We start from the raw sequence: 19,141 nt of genomic DNA, 5'->3' as shown, positions 1-19,141 counted from the left end.
TTGCCTCCGGAGCACGCAAAATCCGCCTCTTTACGCAATTTTACATTGACAATTTCATCTGATTAAAGTATAATGTATTATGAGATATTCTCTTAATTACCGCAGGAAGGATTGAAATATATGGGACTTACTTTAACTGAAAAGATACTCAAGGCTCATGTCGTTGACGGCGAATTTGTCAAGGGCAATGAGATCGGCATCAGGATCGACCAGACCCTTACACAGGACGCTACAGGCACTATGGCTTACCTCGAATTTGAGGCTATGGGTGTGCCCAGAGTAAAGACAGAGCGTTCAGTTGCTTATATCGACCACAACACCCTCCAGTCAGGCTTTGAAAATGCGGACGACCACCGCTTCATCGGCTCCGTTGCCAAGAAGCATGGCATTTACTTCTCCCGTCCCGGCAACGGTATCTGCCACCAGGTACATCTTGAAAGATTCGGCGCTCCCGGCAAGACCCTCATCGGTTCCGACAGCCATACCCCCACAGGCGGCGGTATCGGTATGATCGCTATCGGCGCAGGCGGACTTGACGTTGCGGTTGCAATGGGCGGCGGCGCATATTATATTACATACCCCAAGGTAGTAAAGGTAGAGCTTACAGGCAAGCTTTCTCCCTGGGTATCCGCAAAGGACGTTATCCTTGAAGTCCTCAAGCGCCTTTCCGTTAAGGGCGGCGTAGGCAAGGTCATCGAGTACTGCGGCGAGGGCGTAAAGACACTTTCCGTTCCCGAGAGAGCTACCATCACCAACATGGGCGCTGAGCTTGGCGCTACTACTTCTATCTTCCCCTCCGACGAGACCACAAGAGAGTTCCTGAAGGCTCAGGGCAGAGAGGACGTTTATGTTCCCCTTTCCGCTGACCCCGACGCTGTTTATGACGAGCTTGTTGAGATCGACCTTTCCAAGCTTGTTCCTCTTGCTGCTTGTCCCCATTCTCCCGATAATGTCAAGTCTGTCGAAGAGCTTAGCGGCATGAAGATAGATCAGGTCTGCATCGGTTCATGTACAAACAGCTCACTTATGGATATGATGAAGGTGGCTCACATCTTAAAGGGCAAGACCGTTAACCCCGATGTTTCCCTCTCCATCGCCCCCGGCTCCAAGCAGGTGCTCAATATGCTGGCAAAGAACGGCGCTCTTGCTGTTATGATCGACGCAGGCGCACGTATCCTTGAATCTGCCTGCGGTCCCTGCATCGGTATGGGTCAGTCACCTAACTCCAAGGGTGTATCCCTCAGAACCTTCAACCGTAACTTTGAGGGCAGAAGCGGTACAAGAGACGCTCAGGTTTATCTGGTTTCTCCCGAAACTGCTGCAATTTCCGCTCTCACAGGCGTATTCACCGACCCCAGAACTATCGACAGCGAGTTCAAGTTCGAGATGCCCACTCATTTCGATATCAACGACAATATGATCGTTCCCCCCGCTTCCGAGGCTGAGATGGATTCCGTAACTATCCTCAGAGGCCCCAACATCAAGCCTTTCCCCGAGACTGCACCTCTTGCGGAGACCATTGACTGCGGCTGCTCCCTCAAGGTCGGCGACAACATTACCACAGACCATATCATGCCCGCAGGCGCAAAGATACTTCCTCTTCGTTCCAATATCCCCGCTATCTCCAACTTCTGCTTCACTGTATGCGATGAGAAGTTCCCCGAGAGAGCAAAGTCCATGGGCAAGAGCATTATCGTAGGCGGTTCCAACTACGGACAGGGCTCCTCCCGTGAGCACGCAGCCCTTGCACCTCTGTACCTTGGCGTAAAGGCAGTTCTGGTAAAGAGCTTTGCACGTATCCACAGAGCAAACCTTATCAATGCAGGCATTCTGCCCCTCACATTCGTGAACGAGGCTGATTATGACAATATTGCTCAGGGCGACGAGCTTGTTCTTGCTGATGTAAGAAAGGCTGTTTCCGAGGGCAAGACCCAGCTTACCGTTGTTAACAAGACAAACGGCAAGGAGATCCCCGTTCTCTGCGAGCTTTCCGGCAGAACCAAGGACATTATCCTTGCAGGCGGTCTGCTTGACTACACAAGAGAATCCTTAAAGTAATACCGATACGGGACACGCATACGGAGGAATGACAGTGGACAGCTTTTTATACTTTATCCGAAGAACGGGCGGCAGTCATAAGGGCTTCGACACGCCTGCCGGAACGGCTGCATTTATTGCTGTACTGGTGGTCGGCATTGTGGCGGATAGCGTGCTGAAAAGCAAATTCCCACAAATGGAAAAGGAAAAGAGAAGCTCCATAGCAGTCGTTTCCTCATGTGCAGTCGGTACTGTGGTCTATATGATCGCAAGAGCAGGCTTATAAAGCTGCACGGCAATAATACTGATCCTCAATCAACCTATAGACAAATCCTCGGCTGAAATAAGCCCATTCTTCGTCAAGCTCCCTTGCCGGGCGACAAGCCCGCCCGCAGTCGCTTTCCCAGACTGGCCTTATTTCATCTGTCGGCTTTGTCTATAGAACGATTAAAGATTAGTATAAAATTTCAGGAGGTAAGATAAAATGGCAGATAAAATTCAGATGAAAACACCTCTCGTCGAGATGGACGGAGATGAAATGACCAGAGTTATCTGGAAGATGATCAAGGATATCCTTATCACCCCTTACGTTGACCTCAAGACCGAATACTATGACCTTGGACTTGAGCACAGAAACGAGACTGACGACCAGGTAACTATCGACTCCGCAGAGGCTACAAAGAAGTACGGCGTTGCTGTAAAGTGCGCAACCATCACCCCCAATGCCGCAAGAATGACCGAGTACAACCTGAAGGAAATGTGGAAGTCCCCCAACGGCACTATCCGTGCTATCCTTGACGGTACCGTTTTCCGTACACCTATCATCGTAAAGGGCATCACTCCCTATATCCCCACATGGACAAAGCCTATCACCATTGCCCGTCACGCTTACGGCGATGTTTACAAGAACACCGAGATGCAGGTGGAGCAGGGCTCCAAGTGCGAGCTGGTATGCACCGACAAGGACGGCAAGGAAACACGCTCCCTTATCTATGATTTCAAGGACAGCGCAGGCATTATCCAGGGACTTCACAACAAGGACAAGTCCATTGAGAGCTTTGCAAGAAGCTGCTTCAACTTCGCTCTCGATACCAAGCAGGACGTATGGTTCGCTACCAAGGACACCATTTCCAAGAAGTATGACCACCGTTTCAAGGATATCTTCGCTGAGATCTACGAGAAGGACTACAAGGAGAAGTTTGAAGCCGCAGGCATCGAATATTTCTACACCCTTATCGACGACGCTGTAGCAAGAGTTATCCGTTCCAACGGCGGATACATCTGGGCTTGCAAGAACTACGACGGCGACGTTATGTCCGACATGGTTGCTACCGCTTACGGAAGCCTTGCAATGATGACCTCCGTTCTCGTATCTCCCGACGGAGTATATGAGTATGAGGCTGCTCACGGAACCGTTCAGCGTCACTACTACAAGTACCTCAAGGGCGAAAGCACCTCCACAAACTCCGTTGCAACTCTGTTTGCATGGACAGGCGCATTCCGCAAGAGAGGCGAGATGGACAACCTTCCCGAGCTTATCCACTATGCTGATGCTCTGGAAAAGGCTACTGTCAGAACCATTGAAGAGGGCGTTATGACAGGCGACCTGGCTGCTCTTTCCTCTATCGAGAACAAGAAGAAGGTAGATACCGAGACCTTCCTCAAGGAGATCGAAAAGAGACTCAGAGAAGAGCTTTGATAATAAAGCAATGCTTATTGTCTTGATAAATGCTGGTTTGTAAAAAGCTGCACAAATAAAAACAAGGCAAAAGTTTAGTCCACCTTTACAAAGGTGGCAGGGGCCAAGGGGGCGGCGCCCCTTTTTATTCAAGAAAACGGAGCAAAGGGTGAGAAATGCGGCAGCATTTCGAGGGGAGGCGAACACGACCGCCTCCCCTTTTTACGGTTCCGTATAATCTAAAATCCATAAACGTTCCACCGGAACGTTTATGACAAAACACTCTCACGCTGATAATATACCAAGGAGAACGGCATGGCAAAGAAAGATGAGATCTCTGCGACCGTGATAAAGCGTCTGCCAAGATATTACCGCTTTATAGGCGAGCTTATAAAGCAGGGAACGGTGAGAGCTTCCTCGGCGGAGCTTGCAAAGGAAATGTCCCTTACCGCTTCCCAGATAAGGCAGGACCTTAACTGCTTCGGCGGTTTCGGTCAGCAGGGCTACGGCTACAATCTGGCGGAGCTTCGGACGCAGATAGGCAAGATACTGGGACTTGACCGCAGGAAAGAGGTCATCCTCATAGGTGCGGGAAACCTGGGCAGGGCGCTTGCCATTCACATAAATTTCGAGAAATACGGCATGGAGCTGTGCGGCATTTTCGACACGGACGAAAACAAGATAGGCATGACTGTTGGCGGCATAAAGATAAGCAGTATGGACAGCGTGTCGGATTTTACCGCAGTTATGCGCCCCGAGATAGCCGTGCTGTGCATTCCCAAGTCTGCAGCGGCTGAGTGCGCCGACCTGCTGGTGGAGTGCGGCATAAAGGCTTTCTGGAATTTCTCTCACCTTGACCTGACCGAAAGATACAAGGATATTGTGGTTGAAAACGTTCATCTGGGCGACAGCCTTATGCTTTTATCCTACGGACTTACCAATTTATGAGAATAGTTTTAGTGCAAAATACAATATTTTTGGGTTTACCATTGATTTTTTGTTGATTGTGTGATATACTTATATGGCAAGGTTTATTTTGTAAATTTACCGCAGACGGCGGCAGTTGTCCCGTGGTGCGGATATGGAGGAAATATAATGCCATACCCTATTATTACCCCTGCGTTCTATGCAGACCTTTCTGACAAGACTAACCCTGAAAATGAGGGTGTTGTTTATAATGTTCTCGTAACTCCTTCGTCCATCGAATACGTATTCCCCCTTAATCAGGACAGAGTTATCAAGACTCTTATGAACACTCCCGACGTGCTTCAGTATAAAATGACAAGCCTCAAGCCCGAGCATGAGGCTGAGTATGAGAAAAAGGGTCAGGAAATGATAAAGCAGAACCCTGTTCTCCAGAACTACTGGATCCTCAAGACCCTTACCATGAACATTCTCCAGAACAGAAACTACGTTTTCGAGAAGAGAATGCTTCTCCTTAACTTTGCTTACAAGACCGTTCAGGGCATGATGGACAAGTCCAAGGGTCATCTTATCCCCGCATTTGTGGGCGAGTTCCTTAAAACGCCGGAGCATGACGAGGTAATAAAGTACTTCGAGTCTGTAAAGCCCAACTTTGCTTACAGCCTTTGCGACGGCCTTTCCTTCCTGCGCACAATGCCCTCCAACGAGGCACTTGACAAGGTCCGCTTCACCGTTTTCAAGAACGTGGGCTGCGACCAGAGCATGAGAGACTTCAAGTTCGATGAAAGCAAGTATATTCCCATGAAGAAGGCTTATTATGAGGACTTCCTCAAGGGCAGAGAGCATTACATCGAGCACATAATGGTAAATTACGTATGGACATATTGTATGCCTTACGCTGACTTCTCCATTCCTCTGTGGGATAACTTCGTATTCTTCAACACACTCTTCAACACCATCAAGGTAATGCTTACCTGCTATACCTTTGACAGAGAGGACAAGGACGAGGCGTTCCTTACCGCAATAAAGGCGTTTGACACCTCTCTCAGAGAGATCAAGGGCAACGTGGTAAAGAGAATAGTTGACGCAAACGTCAAGGAAGGTCTTGCAACAAACGGCGATATGGCAATACTCGCAATGAGCTGATTTGCTGATCAAATAATTATCATGCGGCGGGGCACAGCTTCGCCGCATATTTTTACGGAGGACTTTTGCATGGAAATTGACAAGCGGCTGATAGTTTTGTTGAAAAGGTCGGCGGACGAGATAAAAAAGACCGTTATCGGCAAGGACGATATCATTATAAAAATACTGATGACAGCCTGTGCAGGCGGACATATCCTGCTGGAGGATATCCCCGGCGTGGGAAAGACCACTATGGCTGTGGCTTTCTCAAAGGCACTGTCGCTGAAATACAACAGAATGCAGTTTACCTCCGATGTTATGCCTGCGGACGTTACGGGCTTTTATATGCCCAACCGTGCCACGGGCGAGTTTGATTTCAAGCCCGGTGCGGTGTTCTGCAACCTGTTCCTGGCGGACGAGATAAACCGAACCTCCAGCAAGACCCAGTCTGCCCTTCTTGAAGCTATGGAGGAGGGGGCTGTTACCGTGGACAGCGTTACAAGAAAGCTGCCCGACCCCTTTATCGTCCTTGCGACACAGAACCCCTCAGGCTCTGCGGGAACACAGCTGCTCCCCGAATCCCAGCTTGACCGCTTTATGATAAGGCTTTCCATGGGCTATCCCACTGTAGGCGAGGAAACTGAGATATTAAAGGCAAAGTCATCCAAAAAGGCTGCTCCCCGGGTTGAACCCATAATGACGGCGCAGGACCTTATCGAGATAAGAGGCGCTGCCGAGGATGTTTTTGTAAGCGACGAGATATATGACTATATCGCAAGGCTTTCGGGGGCTACCCGCTCCGACAGGCGGCTGGAGCTTGGCGTCAGCACAAGAGGCTCGCTGGCGGCTGCGGCAATGGCAAAGTGCGCCGCCATGTTCAAGGGCAGGAACTTTGTTATCCCCGAGGACGTTACCTTTGTTTACACCGATGTGTGCGCCCACAGGATAATCCCCGCAAGGGTCAAGGGCAAGCTTCCCTCCGACATCGAGGTAAGGGACATTCTCTGCGACATTTGCAGAGGGGTAACTCCGCCGAAAATATGATCAGTACGAGATACCCACCGCCGGTAATTTGCATTTTTTTGCTCGGCGTGCGGTATAAATGAAACAAATCCATTCCCCCGATTGTATTATTATCAAACGGGGGATTTTTGCGATAATGCAGTAAATTTCTGCGGAAAGGAGCCGCTGTGATAAAGCTGTTATATCTTATTCTGCTTGCGGCTGCCGCACTTTTCTGGCCGCTTTACAAGGGCGATGTTGCGTTCCTGCTTCTGGCGGCGCTTATCATACTGCCCTTTCTGCTGGCGGTTCAGCTGGCGGTAACGGTGCGTATGTTCAGTGCGGAAAATGAAAATGACCATGTTACCGTGTTCAGAAACAGCGAGGGAGAGGTGGGCATAAGGCTCATAAACCGCTCGATATTCCCTCTTTCCTGCGTAAAGATAAGGCTCAGGACGGTGTTTATGCCCACGGGCGAGGTGAGCTTTCACACGGTAACGGTGCCTGTGCCTGCACGCAGCAGCGAATGTGTTTCGGTGAATGTTTCCTCCGAGCACTGCGGCAGGACGGATATTTTCGTGGAATACATCAGGGTCAGCGACATTATGGGGCTTTTTTCATGGACGCTTTACAGGAAAAAGCTGTCCGCCGCTGTGCATATCATTCCAAGGATCTCGGAGAGGTTTTCTGCTCTGGCGGAATATTTTCTTTCACTTGGGGGCGAGGCAGAGGGCGAAAGCGGCGAGAAGCCTAAAAACGGCACTCCCGGCGATGTGTGCGGCTTCCGTGAGTTTGCCCCGGGCGACAGGCTTTCACTTATGCACTACAAGCTCAGCGCACGATTTGACAAGGATATCGTAAAGGTGCTGAGCGTTAACAACAGCAGCAAATATCTGCTTACCGCAGACCTTTCTCACGGCGACCTGACTGTCCGTGACGAGGTACTGTGCAGGCTCATGAGCTGCGCATATTATCTGAATGCAGGGGGAGCGGAGGTATATGCCGCTGTGCCTGCCCATTCGCAGTGCGATGGCATTTACACCGAAAACGGACTTGCGGCGCAGTATTCCGACGATGCTTCTTACTTTGCTTTGGCGGAAGTGCTTTGCGAAAGCAGCTTCGAGGGCATTCCCGAGGCATACGGCTTCATTATGTGCGACGTGGGAAAGGAGGCTGAGTGATGGCAAAGCCTTATTCTCCCGCCAAGATAACCGTGGGCGTGAACGTTCCCTCGGGTGAGGCATCGCCCATATACCGCTTTATTATGAGCGCTTTGGCGCTTTGCGGCATATATGGCTCGGTGTTCACATTCCTCACTTCCTGCGGATATTTCATGAACTTCAGCCCTGCTGTTGCCATTATATCGACCCTTGCGTCATGGTGGGTGTTCTCATTTATCTTCGGAATGTGGGACAGAAAGCCCATGCTTTCAAGGTCGCTGCTGCTGGCATCGAGCCTTGTTATATTCTTTTATGTGCTTTTCAACCGTGATATGGTCATTGCGGGATATATGTACGCCGTCAATGACTTTATGGGCAGCCTTTTCAAAAAGTTTGCGGAAGCGCCCATCTTTGCTCCAAATGAAATATATGAGAATATGCGGCTCAAGTGCCTTGACAGCGCCCTTGCGGTGACAGTATCCATAATAAGCCTGCTAGTGTGCAGGAGCGTTAAAAGACCAAACATCATACTTTTTCTGCTGGCAACGGTGCCATTGCCCGAGCTGTGCCTGTACTTCGGGCTGGTACCCGATACAGTGCCCTTTGCGGTGCTGATAGCCGCACAGTGCGGAGCTATGGCGGCGGAGATAGCACGGCTCTCCATGTGGGAGCAGTCGGCGGAAAGGCTTTGCGCCAGAACTGCGGCTCAGAGCGCTTTGTGCGGCATGATAATACTGACCTTGTGCTTTGGCGGAGCGGGACTTTACATGAAAGCCACGGGCTATACCCGTCCCGACAAGGCGGACGAGTTCAGAGACCGGTTTTCGATATATATGAAGAATTTCAGCTGGGAAAAGCTTTCGGACGATGTACATGATGCGCTTATTCCCGTGAAGAGCAAGAACGTTACCCATGACGGCAGGCTGGGCAACACCGACAAGGTGGAGTTCACAGGCGAAAATGTGCTTGAGGTAACGCTGCCCTCCGATGCGGCAGAGCTTTATCTCAAGGGCTTCACCGCCACCGATTACACAGGCTCACGGTGGAATGCGGGGCCTGCTCTCCCACAGCTGGAGACAAAGCTTACCTCTCCCGAATTTTTCAGCGGACGTGCCCTTAAATATGTAGATGGTCTGGGCGATCTGGAGCTGAGAGATGTTATTGTCAGGACATCGGATTCCTCCGATACGGTGAAATATCTGCCAAATAACAGCGCAGGTCTGCTGGAGACAAACGGCATTCGCCGCAGGTTCGGCGTGTATTTTCCCCAGAACAGAGCGTATTATAACAATGGCAAGTATATCATCGACAACCCCGACAGCATAAGCCTTAACGACAAAATGGCAAGAGATCAGGAGCGCATGAGGAACTATGCTTATGCCCACTGCCTTGATGTTCCCGACACATTTACTGCCGCAGAGGACTTTTTTGCCGACTTTGAGGGCGGCAGCACATGGGATACGCTGGAATTTATCCGCAAAAAGCTTGCGGACACCTGCGAATATGACCTGGAATCGGGCAAGAAGCCTTTCGGCACGGACTTTGTTCAGTGGTTTTTGACGGAAAACAAAAAGGGCAGCTGTACTCACTTTGCATCGGCGGCGGCGCTTCTCTGCCGATATATGGGCATTCCCGCAAGGTATTGCGAGGGCTTTGTCATCAAGGGCAGCGACATTGCCATGTTCCCCTCCGAGGGCAGATATACCACCGTCAGCGTTCCCGACAGCCGTGCCCACGCATGGGTGGAGATATATGCGGACGGCTTCGGCTGGATAGTTTTCGAGACTACTCCCGGCTACGGAAATATGGTGTTCAGCGAAAATGCAGAGGATTATGCCAACCCCGAGGAAGTCTCCGAGATAACCTCCGTAACCACTCAGGCTCCCGTGTTTACAGAAAATCCCGACCTTACCACAGCTACCGAAACTGTGCAGATGATAGAGGGTTCGGACACTGCTCCCGCTCAGGAGGGAACATCGGCAACATCGCTGGAATCCTCCGAGAACGGCAGTGAAAATGCTGATGATACGTCTTCTCAGGACGGAGATAACAACGGCAATAACGGAACTTCCCCTCACGGCACAGGCGATAACGGTGACGGAAACGGCGGCAACACGGACGTTGCAGGCGAGGAGCAGACAGGCGAGGGCAGCATACAAAGCGAGTATGATATAAACGGCGTTGGCATCAGCTCCAACGACAGCACTGAGGAAACAACATCATCTGACGGAGAAATACAACAGGCTGAAAAGAAGCCTATGCCAAAGGCTGTGAAGATACTGCTTACGGTGATTTTGTGGGCGGTCATTATCGTAGGCGCTGTTTTTGCACTGCGATATGCAGAGCTTATGCGCAGAAAGAAGCTGGCTGAAAATGCCCCCGAAAAGGCAGCTGCGGAGATATACCGAATGCTTGCACGGCTGGCGGCTATGCAGGGCATTTGTGTATCGGCTGAAAAGCTTCCCGAACAGCTGAAAACGGACTTCGGCATTGAATGCGGCGATATTGTGTCTGCGGCACTGCGGGCAAGGTTCGGTCAGAACGGCAGCGTCAGTGCAAAAGATGCGGCGGTGTCTGCAAAACAGTACCGCACTGCGGCGGAGAAGCTTATCAGCGGACTTTCGGCAGAAAAAACAGTGCTGGCAAAGATCATCATGCTGGACAGATATTCAAAATAACGGTAACAAAAAGGACTGCTGCGCCTGCAACAGTCCTTTTTTGCTGCATTTCTATTGCATTCCGCAAAAAAATAGGCTATAATAGTATCATAATCTGAAAATGGAGTACCGTTATGGAAAAATTCAACAAAGTTCTTGCGGGCAACCGCATTAAATCACGCCGACTGGAGCTGGAGCTTACATTGTCGGAAATAGCAAATATGATAGGCGTTGCCCCCTCTACAATTCAAAGGTATGAGGCAGGCTCTATCGCAAGACCCAAAATACCCGTCCTGAAAGCTATCGCCTCCGCTCTGGGGGTAAGCTATTCGTGGATAACGGGCGGTGCGGACGAGATAGCTAATATGCCTGCCAACGCATATCCCGCCGATATGAGCGGAAATGTGCGAATACCGGTTATCGGCCGTGTCGCCGCAGGTCTTGCCTGCCATGCGGATATGGATATTGAGGGCTATGAATATGCACCTGCGGAGGATATCAACCCCGATGAGAATTATGTCTATCTCAGGGTAAAGGGCGATTCCATGTCTCCCCTTATACTTGAAGATGACCTTATCCTTGTAAGATGCCAGGATATCGTTGACAGCGGCACATATGCAGTGGTCATAATAGACAATGAGGACGGCGTGGTCAAGAAGATATATATGTCCAAGGGACGAATTGAGCTGAGGAGCGAGAACCCATATTATCCGCCGAGGATATTTGAGGGCGAGGAGTGCGCAAGAGTGCGTATCTTTGGTAAGGTCATTGAGTGCAAAAGGAAGTTCTGAGAAGCAAAGCAAAGAAAAAGCAAGGAAAAGAAAAAAGGACAAACCCCAAAGCCCGCACAAATCATATTTTCATAAACAAATTCAACTACAAAATAAAAGGACTGCCGCCATTCACGCAACAGTCCTTTTTGTATTGTATCTCAAAATTAAATCACTTGTTTTTAGAATATATGAGCATAAGACCTTTAAGCATAAGGTCATCATCACGAACGATCTTTTTTCTGCAAAGGGGTATGACCACCGATGCAAGACCGCCTGTGGCAACCGCAAAAGGCTCTTCGCCAAGCTCGTCTGCTATGCGCTCCAGCATTCCGTCAATGCTTGATGCGCTTCCGTAAAGGAAGCCGCTTTTCATGCACTCCACGGTGTTTGAGCCGATAAGCTTTTTGGGCGGCTCAAAGCCTATCTTCGGGAGCTGGGAGGTGCGCTCGGTAAGCGCTTCCATGGATACCTTTAAGCCCGGCATTATCATGCCGCCGATGTAGCTTTTGCTCCTGTCGATAACGGAAAATGTAGTGGCTGTTCCCATGTCGATGACAGCCAGCGGGCAGGGGTACTCGTTTATTCCCGCAACTGCTCCCACAACAAGGTCGCTGCCCAGCTGAGCGGGGTTGTCGATCTTGATGCTCAGTCCCGTTTTTATCCCGGGACCTACCACCATGGGGGTTATCCCCATGATCTTTTTCACGGCGGACTTCACGGTGTTGGTCACAAAGGGAACTACCGACGAGATTATTGCGCCCTCGATATCATGGGGGCTGACGTTGTGGATCTCAAAAATGCTTTTGAAGGAAACGGCATACTCAAAGTCGGTAGCCTTGTGGTCAGTGGAGATGCGCTCGGTGAAGCATATCTTTCCCTGCCGCTCTGCGCCGCCGATAACAATATTAGTGTTGCCGATATCAACTGCAAAGATCATTTTATCCGAGTCCTTTCATCAAGCCTTAGATGATTCGCTGCCCTTGTTGCCGATAAGCTTTGCGCTTTTAAGTCCCATAGACACTGCAAGAGTGAGAACGGTGGAGACAACAGCCTCGACCACAGCGTTTATTCCCACGAATGCGGCAACGAATGCAAGAACATTCAGCTCGCCCCTCATGCTCATGATGTAGTCGGAAGAACCGAAGCATACCATAAGAAGAGTCATGAAGAAGAGAGTGTTGAGAACTGCGCCTGCAAGGCCTGTGACCGCAAAGTTCACGGGAGCGGGTGCCTTTCTGAGCAGAGAGGACACAACTCCTGTGAGGTAGCCTGCCAGTGTTCTTGAGCCAATGGTCACGATGAGCGTGAGCAGAGGGCTGATACCGCAGAGAACGGTGCCGAATGCGCTTATTCCGAAGCACTGTGCAAAGCTTGTTATGCCGAATACCAGTCCCAGAACTGCGCTGCCTGTCGGGCCGAGAGCAACGGCTCCGATGGCTACGGGTATCATATTGAAGGTGATACTCAGCGGGCCAATGTTGAGATAGCCGATGGGTGTGAATGCCATCAGCACCAGCAGTCCTGTCAGAAGAGCCAGGAGCACCAGTTTCTTTGTGTCGTACTTTTTCATAAAAAATCCTCCTTGTTATTATTCCCGAAAGGGATACAATACAATTATGGATACAATACCCGAGTATTATAGCATAATGTTCTGCGGATTTCAAGCAATATTTGTGAATTGGGGAAATAACCGTCATAACCGTGGCTTTTTACTTTTTTTCATCATCGGTGCAGTGCATTATTCACAAAAAACAGTTGATTATTTTTAGCGGGTGTGCTATTATAAAAATAATGCAAATTTATGGCTATTGCTGTCTGAAAGGAATGGTTAATTATGGTAAATTCACGTTTCACCAATCTTATTGACTTAAATGACATGAGCAGCGACTGGTGGCTGAACGTTGTAAAGCTCGGCGCCGATATCTGCGATAATCCCGCAAAATATGCCAAGGCTTGCGAGGGCAAGATCATGGCTACCCTGTTCTATGAGCCTTCTACCCGTACTCAGATGTCTTTCCAGACTGCAATGCTCCGTCTCGGCGGTACTATCATCGGCTTCGATAACCCCGCAACCTCTTCCGTTGCAAAGGGCGAGAACCTGAAGGATACCACAAAGATAGTATCCTCCTACGCTGATATCATGGTTATGCGCCACCCCTCCGAGGGCGCTGCAAAGGCTGCGGCCCTTACTGCCGACTGCCCTATCATCAACGCAGGCGACGGAAGCCATCTTCACCCCTCTCAGACACTGCTTGATATGCTCACTCTTTACAAGGAAAAGGGCAGACTTGAAGACCTGACTATCGGTCTGTGCGGCGACCTGAAAAACGGCAGAACCGTTCACTCAATGTGCAAGGCACTTTCAAGCTTCAAGGGAATAAAGTTCGTGTTCATCTCCACTCCTCAGCTTGGTATGCCCGAGTACATCAAGGATATACTGAGAGCAAAGAACTGCGAGTTTGTCGAAAATCCCTCTCTGGAGGACGCTATCGGCGGACTTGATATGCTCTACATGACAAGAGTTCAGAAGGAGCGCTTTGCTTCCGAGGAAGAATATTATGCACTTAAGGACGCTTATATCCTTGACAAGGCAAAGCTCAATAAGGCAAAGAGCGACTGCATCGTGCTCCACCCCCTGCCCAGAGTTGATGAGATAACCATGGACGTGGACGATGACCCCAGAGCCATGTACTTCAAGCAGGCTAAGTACGGTATGTATGCACGTATGGCAATAATCCTCACGGTGCTGAACAGCCCCAATGAGTCCCGCCCCCTGCTTACAGGAGAGGTCATTCCCGGAGTTTGCTGCACAAATCCCAACTGCATAACTCACAAGGAAAATTATCTGCCTAAGTCCTTCAGAGGCGTCGGCGATATGCTTGAATGCGAATACTGCGACGAGAGACGTCTCGGAGTATAACAAATGCAATGCCGCACAGAGCCGCCGACATGGCTGCTTTGTGCGGCTTTTTGTCTTTTGGGGCTGAATAGGACTGAAAATGCAATATTATGCACTGTTTAAGGCATTGTTATGAAACTAAAAATATAGAAATTGTTACTTGTCAAAAAGGGGTTTTTATATTATAATATATATGCAGGCGTAATTTATCGGACTTTTGTCAGAGGCGTTCAGGGGTGCTGTTTGCGTTTGCTTTGCAGAGAACAGATCGTGCAAAATGAATTTTTTGAACCTGCTCACTGCAAGTTTTTGTAAAGGATGGCTTTTATACTATGAAAACTGAAGCGAAAAAGGCGGCTGCGGCACCTCAGGAGCTGCCCATGCTTGCTTTGCGGGGACTTGTTGTTTTCCCGAAAGTGATAATACATTTTGACGTTGCCAGGGAGAAATCCGTTAAAGCGCTTACTGCCGCTGCAAATGGCAGCAAGCTTATATTTCTTGCCGCTCAGAGCGATTATACCGATGATGTGGGCGCAGATAAGATATATACCACAGGCGTTGTTGCCGAGGTAAAGCAGATGCTCAAAGTCCCCGGGGGGATCACCCGTGTTATGGCTGAGGGTCTGTACAGGGCAAAGCGTGTTGATGTTATCAGCGAAGAGCCTTATTTCATCTGCACGGTGAAGAAAGCTCCCGAGCGTGCGCCCAAGATCGACCCTATGGAGATGGAAGCTCTTGTAAGGGCAGTCAAGGACGAATTTATGGCGTACAGCGCCAATATGCCCCGTATGCCCAAGGAATACATAGAGTCCATACTGGGCAGCGATGACCCCAAGGCTGTGTTTGATAACATTGCCGTAAGTATGCCATTGCCCGTGCCCGAGAAGCAGCAGCTTCTTGAAGCAAACGGACTGCACAACAAGCTCAGCATGCTGCTGGCACTGCTTTCACACGAAGCGGAGGTCATGGGCATCGAGCGTGAGATACAGGACAAGGTTAAATTACAGATAGACGAGTCCCAGAAGGAATATTACCTGAGGGAACAGATGAGGGCTATCTCCCAGGAGCTGGGCGAGGACGAGTCCGTTCAGGACGAAGCCTACGAATATATGGAGAAGATAAACGCTCTGAAGCTTGCTCCCGAGATAACCGAAAAGCTGCTTAAAGAGGCGGACAGGCTGGCAAGAACAGCTTCCGCATCTCAGGAAGCTTATGTTATAAGGAACTACCTTGACACCTGCCTTGACCTGCCGTGGAACAAATCCACAAAGGACAAGACCGACCTTGCACGCACCAAGGCTGTTCTGGATAAGGATCACTACGGCCTTGACAAGGTAAAGGACAGGATACTGGAGACCATTGCCGTAAGGCAGCTGGCTCCCGATATCAAGGGTCAGATAATATGCCTTTACGGCCCTCCGGGAGTGGGCAAGACCTCTATTGCCAAGTCCATTGCAAAGGCACTGGGCAGGAAATATGAGCGTATCTCACTGGGCGGCGTAAGGGACGAATCCGATATCAGAGGTCACAGAAAGACCTATGTGGGCGCAATGCCCGGACGTATAATCGACGCTCTCACAAGGGCGGGAAGCAACAATCCCCTTATCCTGCTGGACGAGATAGACAAGATATCGGGGGACTACAAGGGCGACCCCTCATCTGCGCTGCTGGAAGTTCTTGACAGCGAGCAGAACAGCACATTCCGTGACCATTACATCGAGCTGCCCTTTGACCTGAGCAATGTGCTTTTCATTACCACAGCAAACGATATAAGCACCATCGACCCTCCTCTGAGGGACCGTATGGAGATAATAGAGCTTTCAAGCTACACCCGTGAAGAGAAGTTCCACATTGCAAAGGAGCATCTTATCCACAAGCAGCTGAAAAAGCACGGCCTTAAAGCTTCTATGCTTAAAATAGATGACAAGGCCCTTTATGAGATCATTGACAGCTACACCAGAGAAGCAGGCGTAAGAGGTCTGGAACGCCTTATCGCAAAGATATGCAGAAAGGCTGCAAGAATAATTGCGGAGGGCATGGCTGAAAACGGCAAGGCAGGAAAGGTGACTGTCACACTCAAAAATCTGGAAGAATTTCTGGGACATCAGAAGTTCTTGGGCGATGAAGTTTCCAAGACTGATGAGGTTGGCGTTGTAAACGGACTGGCATGGACTTCCGCAGGCGGTGTTATAATGCCTCTCGAAGTTCTTGTAATGGACGGCAAGGGCACAGTTGAAGCCACAGGCTCACTGGGTGACGTTATGAAGGAAAGCTCCAAGCTTGCTGTAAGCTATGTGCGCTCCATTGCCGATGATTACGGCATCAACCGCAACTTCTACAAGGAGAAGGATATACATATCCACGCTCCCGAGGGGGCTACTCCCAAGGACGGTCCCTCCGCAGGCGTTACCATGACGACTGCCCTTGTTTCGGCACTGTCGGGAATACCTGTCCGCTGCGACGTGGCAATGACAGGCGAGATAACCCTCCACGGAAAGGTGCTTCCCATCGGCGGACTTCGTGAAAAGACCATGGCGGCATACAAGGAGGGGCTCAAGACCGTTATCATTCCCGCAGGCAACAAGGGCGACCTTGATGATGTGGACGATGTGGTAAAATCTGGCATCAGCTTTGTATTTGCCGAGAAGATAACCGATGTGCTGGACGCTGCTCTTACCGAAAAGCCCGAAAAAGCCGAAAAGTCGGAGCTTATGACAACAACCTGAACCCAAGGAGGAACAGATGAACTTTAACAAGGCAGAATTTGTCAGGTCATACGGAGAATATTCCCAGCTGCCCCCTTCCGACAGGCTGGAGCTTGCTTTTGCGGGGCGGTCAAATGTGGGAAAATCCTCGCTTATAAACAAGATATTCAACAGGAAAAATCTTGCCCGTGTATCGGCAGTTCCCGGAAAGACCGCCACAATAAACTATTATTCGCTGGAGAACATCTATCTGGTGGATCTTCCCGGATATGGCTATGCAAAGGTGGCAAAGTCCGACAAGGTGCGCTGGTCGGGGCTTATCGAGGGGTATCTTCATGATGACAGAAATCTGGGGCTTATCTTCCAGCTTATAGATATGCGTCACCCGCCCACTGCCGACGATATGCAGATGATAAACTTCCTCATTGAAAGCGAGATACCCTTTGTGATAATCTTCACCAAGGCGGACAAGCTCTCAAAGCGCCAGAGGGAGGAGCGCATGGCAGGCTTTGCGCAGGAGATACCGTATTTCTCCGACATTGAACACGTTGAGTTTTCCGCCGAGAACGGCGAGGGAGCGGATAAGATAAGAAATATCATCTGCGAGCTTGCCGAAAGCGGAAATGACGATATAGGCTGACCTGACAAATGGTCGGCGCAGAAAAATAAACCGAAAGGATCTGATCTGGGATGTTAGTATCGAAAAATCTTGCTGTGAACGGTGAAGGACACCTTACCGTAGGCGGAATAGACACTGTGGAGCTTGCGCATGAATACGGCACGCCTCTTTATGTAATGGACGAGGACCTTATCCGTGAGCACTGCCGCAGCTTCAAGCAGTCTATGGATAAGTATTACGGCGGAAAGGGTCTTGTATGCTACGCAAGCAAGGCGTTCTGCTGCAAGGCTATGTGCAGGATAATGCTTGAAGAGGGACTGGGACTGGACGTTGTTTCCGAGGGTGAGCTTTACACAGCTCTCAGCGTCGGCTTCCCTGCCGAAAAGCTTTGCTTCCACGGCAACAACAAGACTGACCATGAGCTTTCCTATGCGCTGGAGCAGGGCGTGGGAAGAATCATCGTTGATAATATCTTCGAGCTTGACCGCCTGAACGCTCTTGCCGAGAAAACAGGCAAGACCGCAAACATCATGTACAGAATAAAGCCCGGTATCGACGCTCACACCCATAACTTCATCATGACAGGTCAGATCGACAGCAAGTTCGGTTTTGCCCTTGAAACAGGCGAGGCTTATGAGGCTGTGAAGAAGGCGATCTCCGCAAGCCACATCAACCTTGTGGGACTTCACTGCCACATCGGCAGCCAGATATTCGATATCGACCCCTTTGTAAAGGCTGCTGAGGTAATGCTCACATTCATTGCAAAGATAAAGAACGAGCTTGGCTTCGAGGTAAAGGAGCTTAATCTGGGCGGCGGCTTCGGTATCAAGTACACCGAGGAGGACGCTCCCGTTGCATATGAGAAGTACATGGAAAAGGTTTCCGCAAAGGTTGCGGAGGTTTGCGCTGAGCAGAAGCTCACACAGCCCTTTATCCTTATCGAACCGGGCAGATCTATTGCCGCTCCTGCTGGCATAACACTTTACACTGTGGGCGGAAAGAAGGTTATCCCCAACATCAGAACATATGTTTCCGTTGACGGCGGTATGGGCGATAATCCCAGATATGCGCTTTATCAGTCCAAGTATGACGTTGAAGTTGCAAACAAGGCAGACCTGCCCAAGAGCGAAGTCGTTACCGTTGCGGGCAAGTGCTGTGAAACAGGCGACCTTATCGGCGAGGGTATGCCCATTCAGCCCGTTGAACCGGGCGATATCCTTGCAGTCCTTGCAACAGGCGCATATAACTACTCCATGTCCTCAAACTACAACCGTATCCCCAAGCCCGCTGTTGTTATGGTAAGCGGCGGCAAGAGCAGGGTGGTTGTAAAAAGAGAAAATCTTGAAGATATCGTAAGAAACGACCTTGACTGAGATGATCCTTTGAAATAAGCATTGGCGGCGGAAGATTATATGCGTATTGTATATAACATTCCGCCGCCTTTTGTGCAAGGTGATATTTTTGTGAAATTCTGCCGATTTTTTGGTATCAGCACTTGATTTTATTGGAAAATATGTTATAATTTTATAATGTAAAACATATAGATGTATATGCAAAGAACA

15 protein-coding genes are annotated in these 19,141 nt (G+C 49.9%); 13 read left to right on the top strand and 2 right to left on the bottom strand.

The window, feature by feature from the left end:
* Nucleotides 1-120: 120 nt before the first annotated feature.
* The 9 genes from OCV68_RS04375 (at nt 121) to OCV68_RS04335 (ending at nt 11,374) form a co-directional block, all read left to right on the top strand.
* Nucleotides 121-2,058 (top strand): aconitate hydratase, encoded by a 1,938-nt coding sequence (locus OCV68_RS04375; protein ID WP_262571029.1) that lies wholly within the window; start codon nt 121-123, stop codon nt 2,056-2,058.
* Nucleotides 2,059-2,092: 34 nt separating this feature from the next.
* Nucleotides 2,093-2,323 carry a hypothetical protein gene (locus OCV68_RS04370; protein ID WP_022473811.1) on the top strand — a complete coding sequence of 77 codons (231 nt, stop codon included), beginning with the start codon at nt 2,093-2,095 and terminating at the stop codon, nt 2,321-2,323.
* A gap of 198 nt (nt 2,324-2,521) precedes the next feature.
* Nucleotides 2,522-3,736, top strand: coding sequence for an NADP-dependent isocitrate dehydrogenase (locus OCV68_RS04365; RefSeq protein WP_262571025.1), 1,215 nt, complete (start codon nt 2,522-2,524; stop codon nt 3,734-3,736).
* 294 nt (nt 3,737-4,030) lie between these two features.
* Nucleotides 4,031-4,663 carry a redox-sensing transcriptional repressor Rex gene (locus tag OCV68_RS04360; RefSeq protein ID WP_022476093.1) on the top strand — a complete coding sequence of 211 codons (633 nt, stop codon included), beginning with the start codon at nt 4,031-4,033 and terminating at the stop codon, nt 4,661-4,663.
* 147 nt (nt 4,664-4,810) lie between these two features.
* Complete coding sequence (locus OCV68_RS04355; protein ID WP_022476094.1) at nt 4,811-5,785, top strand: hypothetical protein; 975 nt, start codon at nt 4,811-4,813, stop codon at nt 5,783-5,785.
* A gap of 69 nt (nt 5,786-5,854) precedes the next feature.
* Nucleotides 5,855-6,808 (top strand): AAA family ATPase, encoded by a 954-nt coding sequence (locus OCV68_RS04350; RefSeq protein ID WP_262571023.1) that lies wholly within the window; start codon nt 5,855-5,857, stop codon nt 6,806-6,808.
* Nucleotides 6,809-6,954: 146 nt separating this feature from the next.
* Nucleotides 6,955-7,947, top strand: a complete 993-nt coding sequence (locus OCV68_RS04345) for a DUF58 domain-containing protein (protein ID WP_262571022.1) — start codon at nt 6,955-6,957, stop codon at nt 7,945-7,947.
* Nucleotides 7,947-10,604, top strand: a complete 2,658-nt coding sequence (locus tag OCV68_RS04340; protein WP_262571020.1) for a transglutaminase-like domain-containing protein — start codon at nt 7,947-7,949, stop codon at nt 10,602-10,604. The genes OCV68_RS04345 and OCV68_RS04340 overlap by 1 nt, the downstream gene beginning before the upstream one ends.
* A gap of 113 nt (nt 10,605-10,717) precedes the next feature.
* A complete protein-coding gene (locus tag OCV68_RS04335; protein ID WP_022476098.1) occupies nt 10,718-11,374 on the top strand; it encodes a LexA family protein in 657 nt (218 codons plus the stop codon).
* A 151-nt stretch (nt 11,375-11,525) separates the two neighbouring features.
* Here the strand turns inward: OCV68_RS04335 and OCV68_RS04330 are convergent, their stop codons facing one another.
* Nucleotides 11,526-12,293: a type III pantothenate kinase gene (locus OCV68_RS04330; protein ID WP_262571018.1), complete on the bottom strand. Its 768-nt coding sequence runs from the start codon at nt 12,291-12,293 to the stop codon at nt 11,526-11,528.
* A gap of 18 nt (nt 12,294-12,311) precedes the next feature.
* Nucleotides 12,312-12,926: an ECF transporter S component gene (locus tag OCV68_RS04325; protein WP_262571016.1), complete on the bottom strand. Its 615-nt coding sequence runs from the start codon at nt 12,924-12,926 to the stop codon at nt 12,312-12,314.
* Between the two features lie 264 nt (nt 12,927-13,190).
* Between OCV68_RS04325 and pyrB the strand changes: the two genes are divergently transcribed.
* The 4 genes from pyrB to lysA all read left to right on the top strand — a co-directional run bounded on the left by pyrB (nt 13,191) and on the right by lysA (nt 18,952).
* Entirely contained in the window at nt 13,191-14,276 is a 1,086-nt protein-coding gene (gene pyrB, locus OCV68_RS04320; RefSeq protein WP_022476101.1) for an aspartate carbamoyltransferase, read from the top strand.
* 311 nt (nt 14,277-14,587) lie between these two features.
* Nucleotides 14,588-16,981, top strand: a complete 2,394-nt coding sequence (lon, locus tag OCV68_RS04315; protein WP_262571013.1) for an endopeptidase La — start codon at nt 14,588-14,590, stop codon at nt 16,979-16,981.
* Nucleotides 16,982-16,997: 16 nt separating this feature from the next.
* Nucleotides 16,998-17,600 carry a ribosome biogenesis GTP-binding protein YihA/YsxC gene (gene yihA / locus OCV68_RS04310; RefSeq protein WP_147622895.1) on the top strand — a complete coding sequence of 201 codons (603 nt, stop codon included), beginning with the start codon at nt 16,998-17,000 and terminating at the stop codon, nt 17,598-17,600.
* A gap of 50 nt (nt 17,601-17,650) precedes the next feature.
* Entirely contained in the window at nt 17,651-18,952 is a 1,302-nt protein-coding gene (gene lysA / locus OCV68_RS04305) for a diaminopimelate decarboxylase (RefSeq protein WP_022476104.1), read from the top strand.
* Nucleotides 18,953-19,141: the final 189 nt, after the last annotated feature.

The sequence above is a fragment of the Huintestinicola butyrica genome (assembly GCF_025567215.1).
Lineage (GTDB): Bacteria > Bacillota > Clostridia > Oscillospirales > Ruminococcaceae > Huintestinicola > Huintestinicola butyrica.
This window is presented reverse-complemented; position numbering and strand designations above follow the sequence as displayed.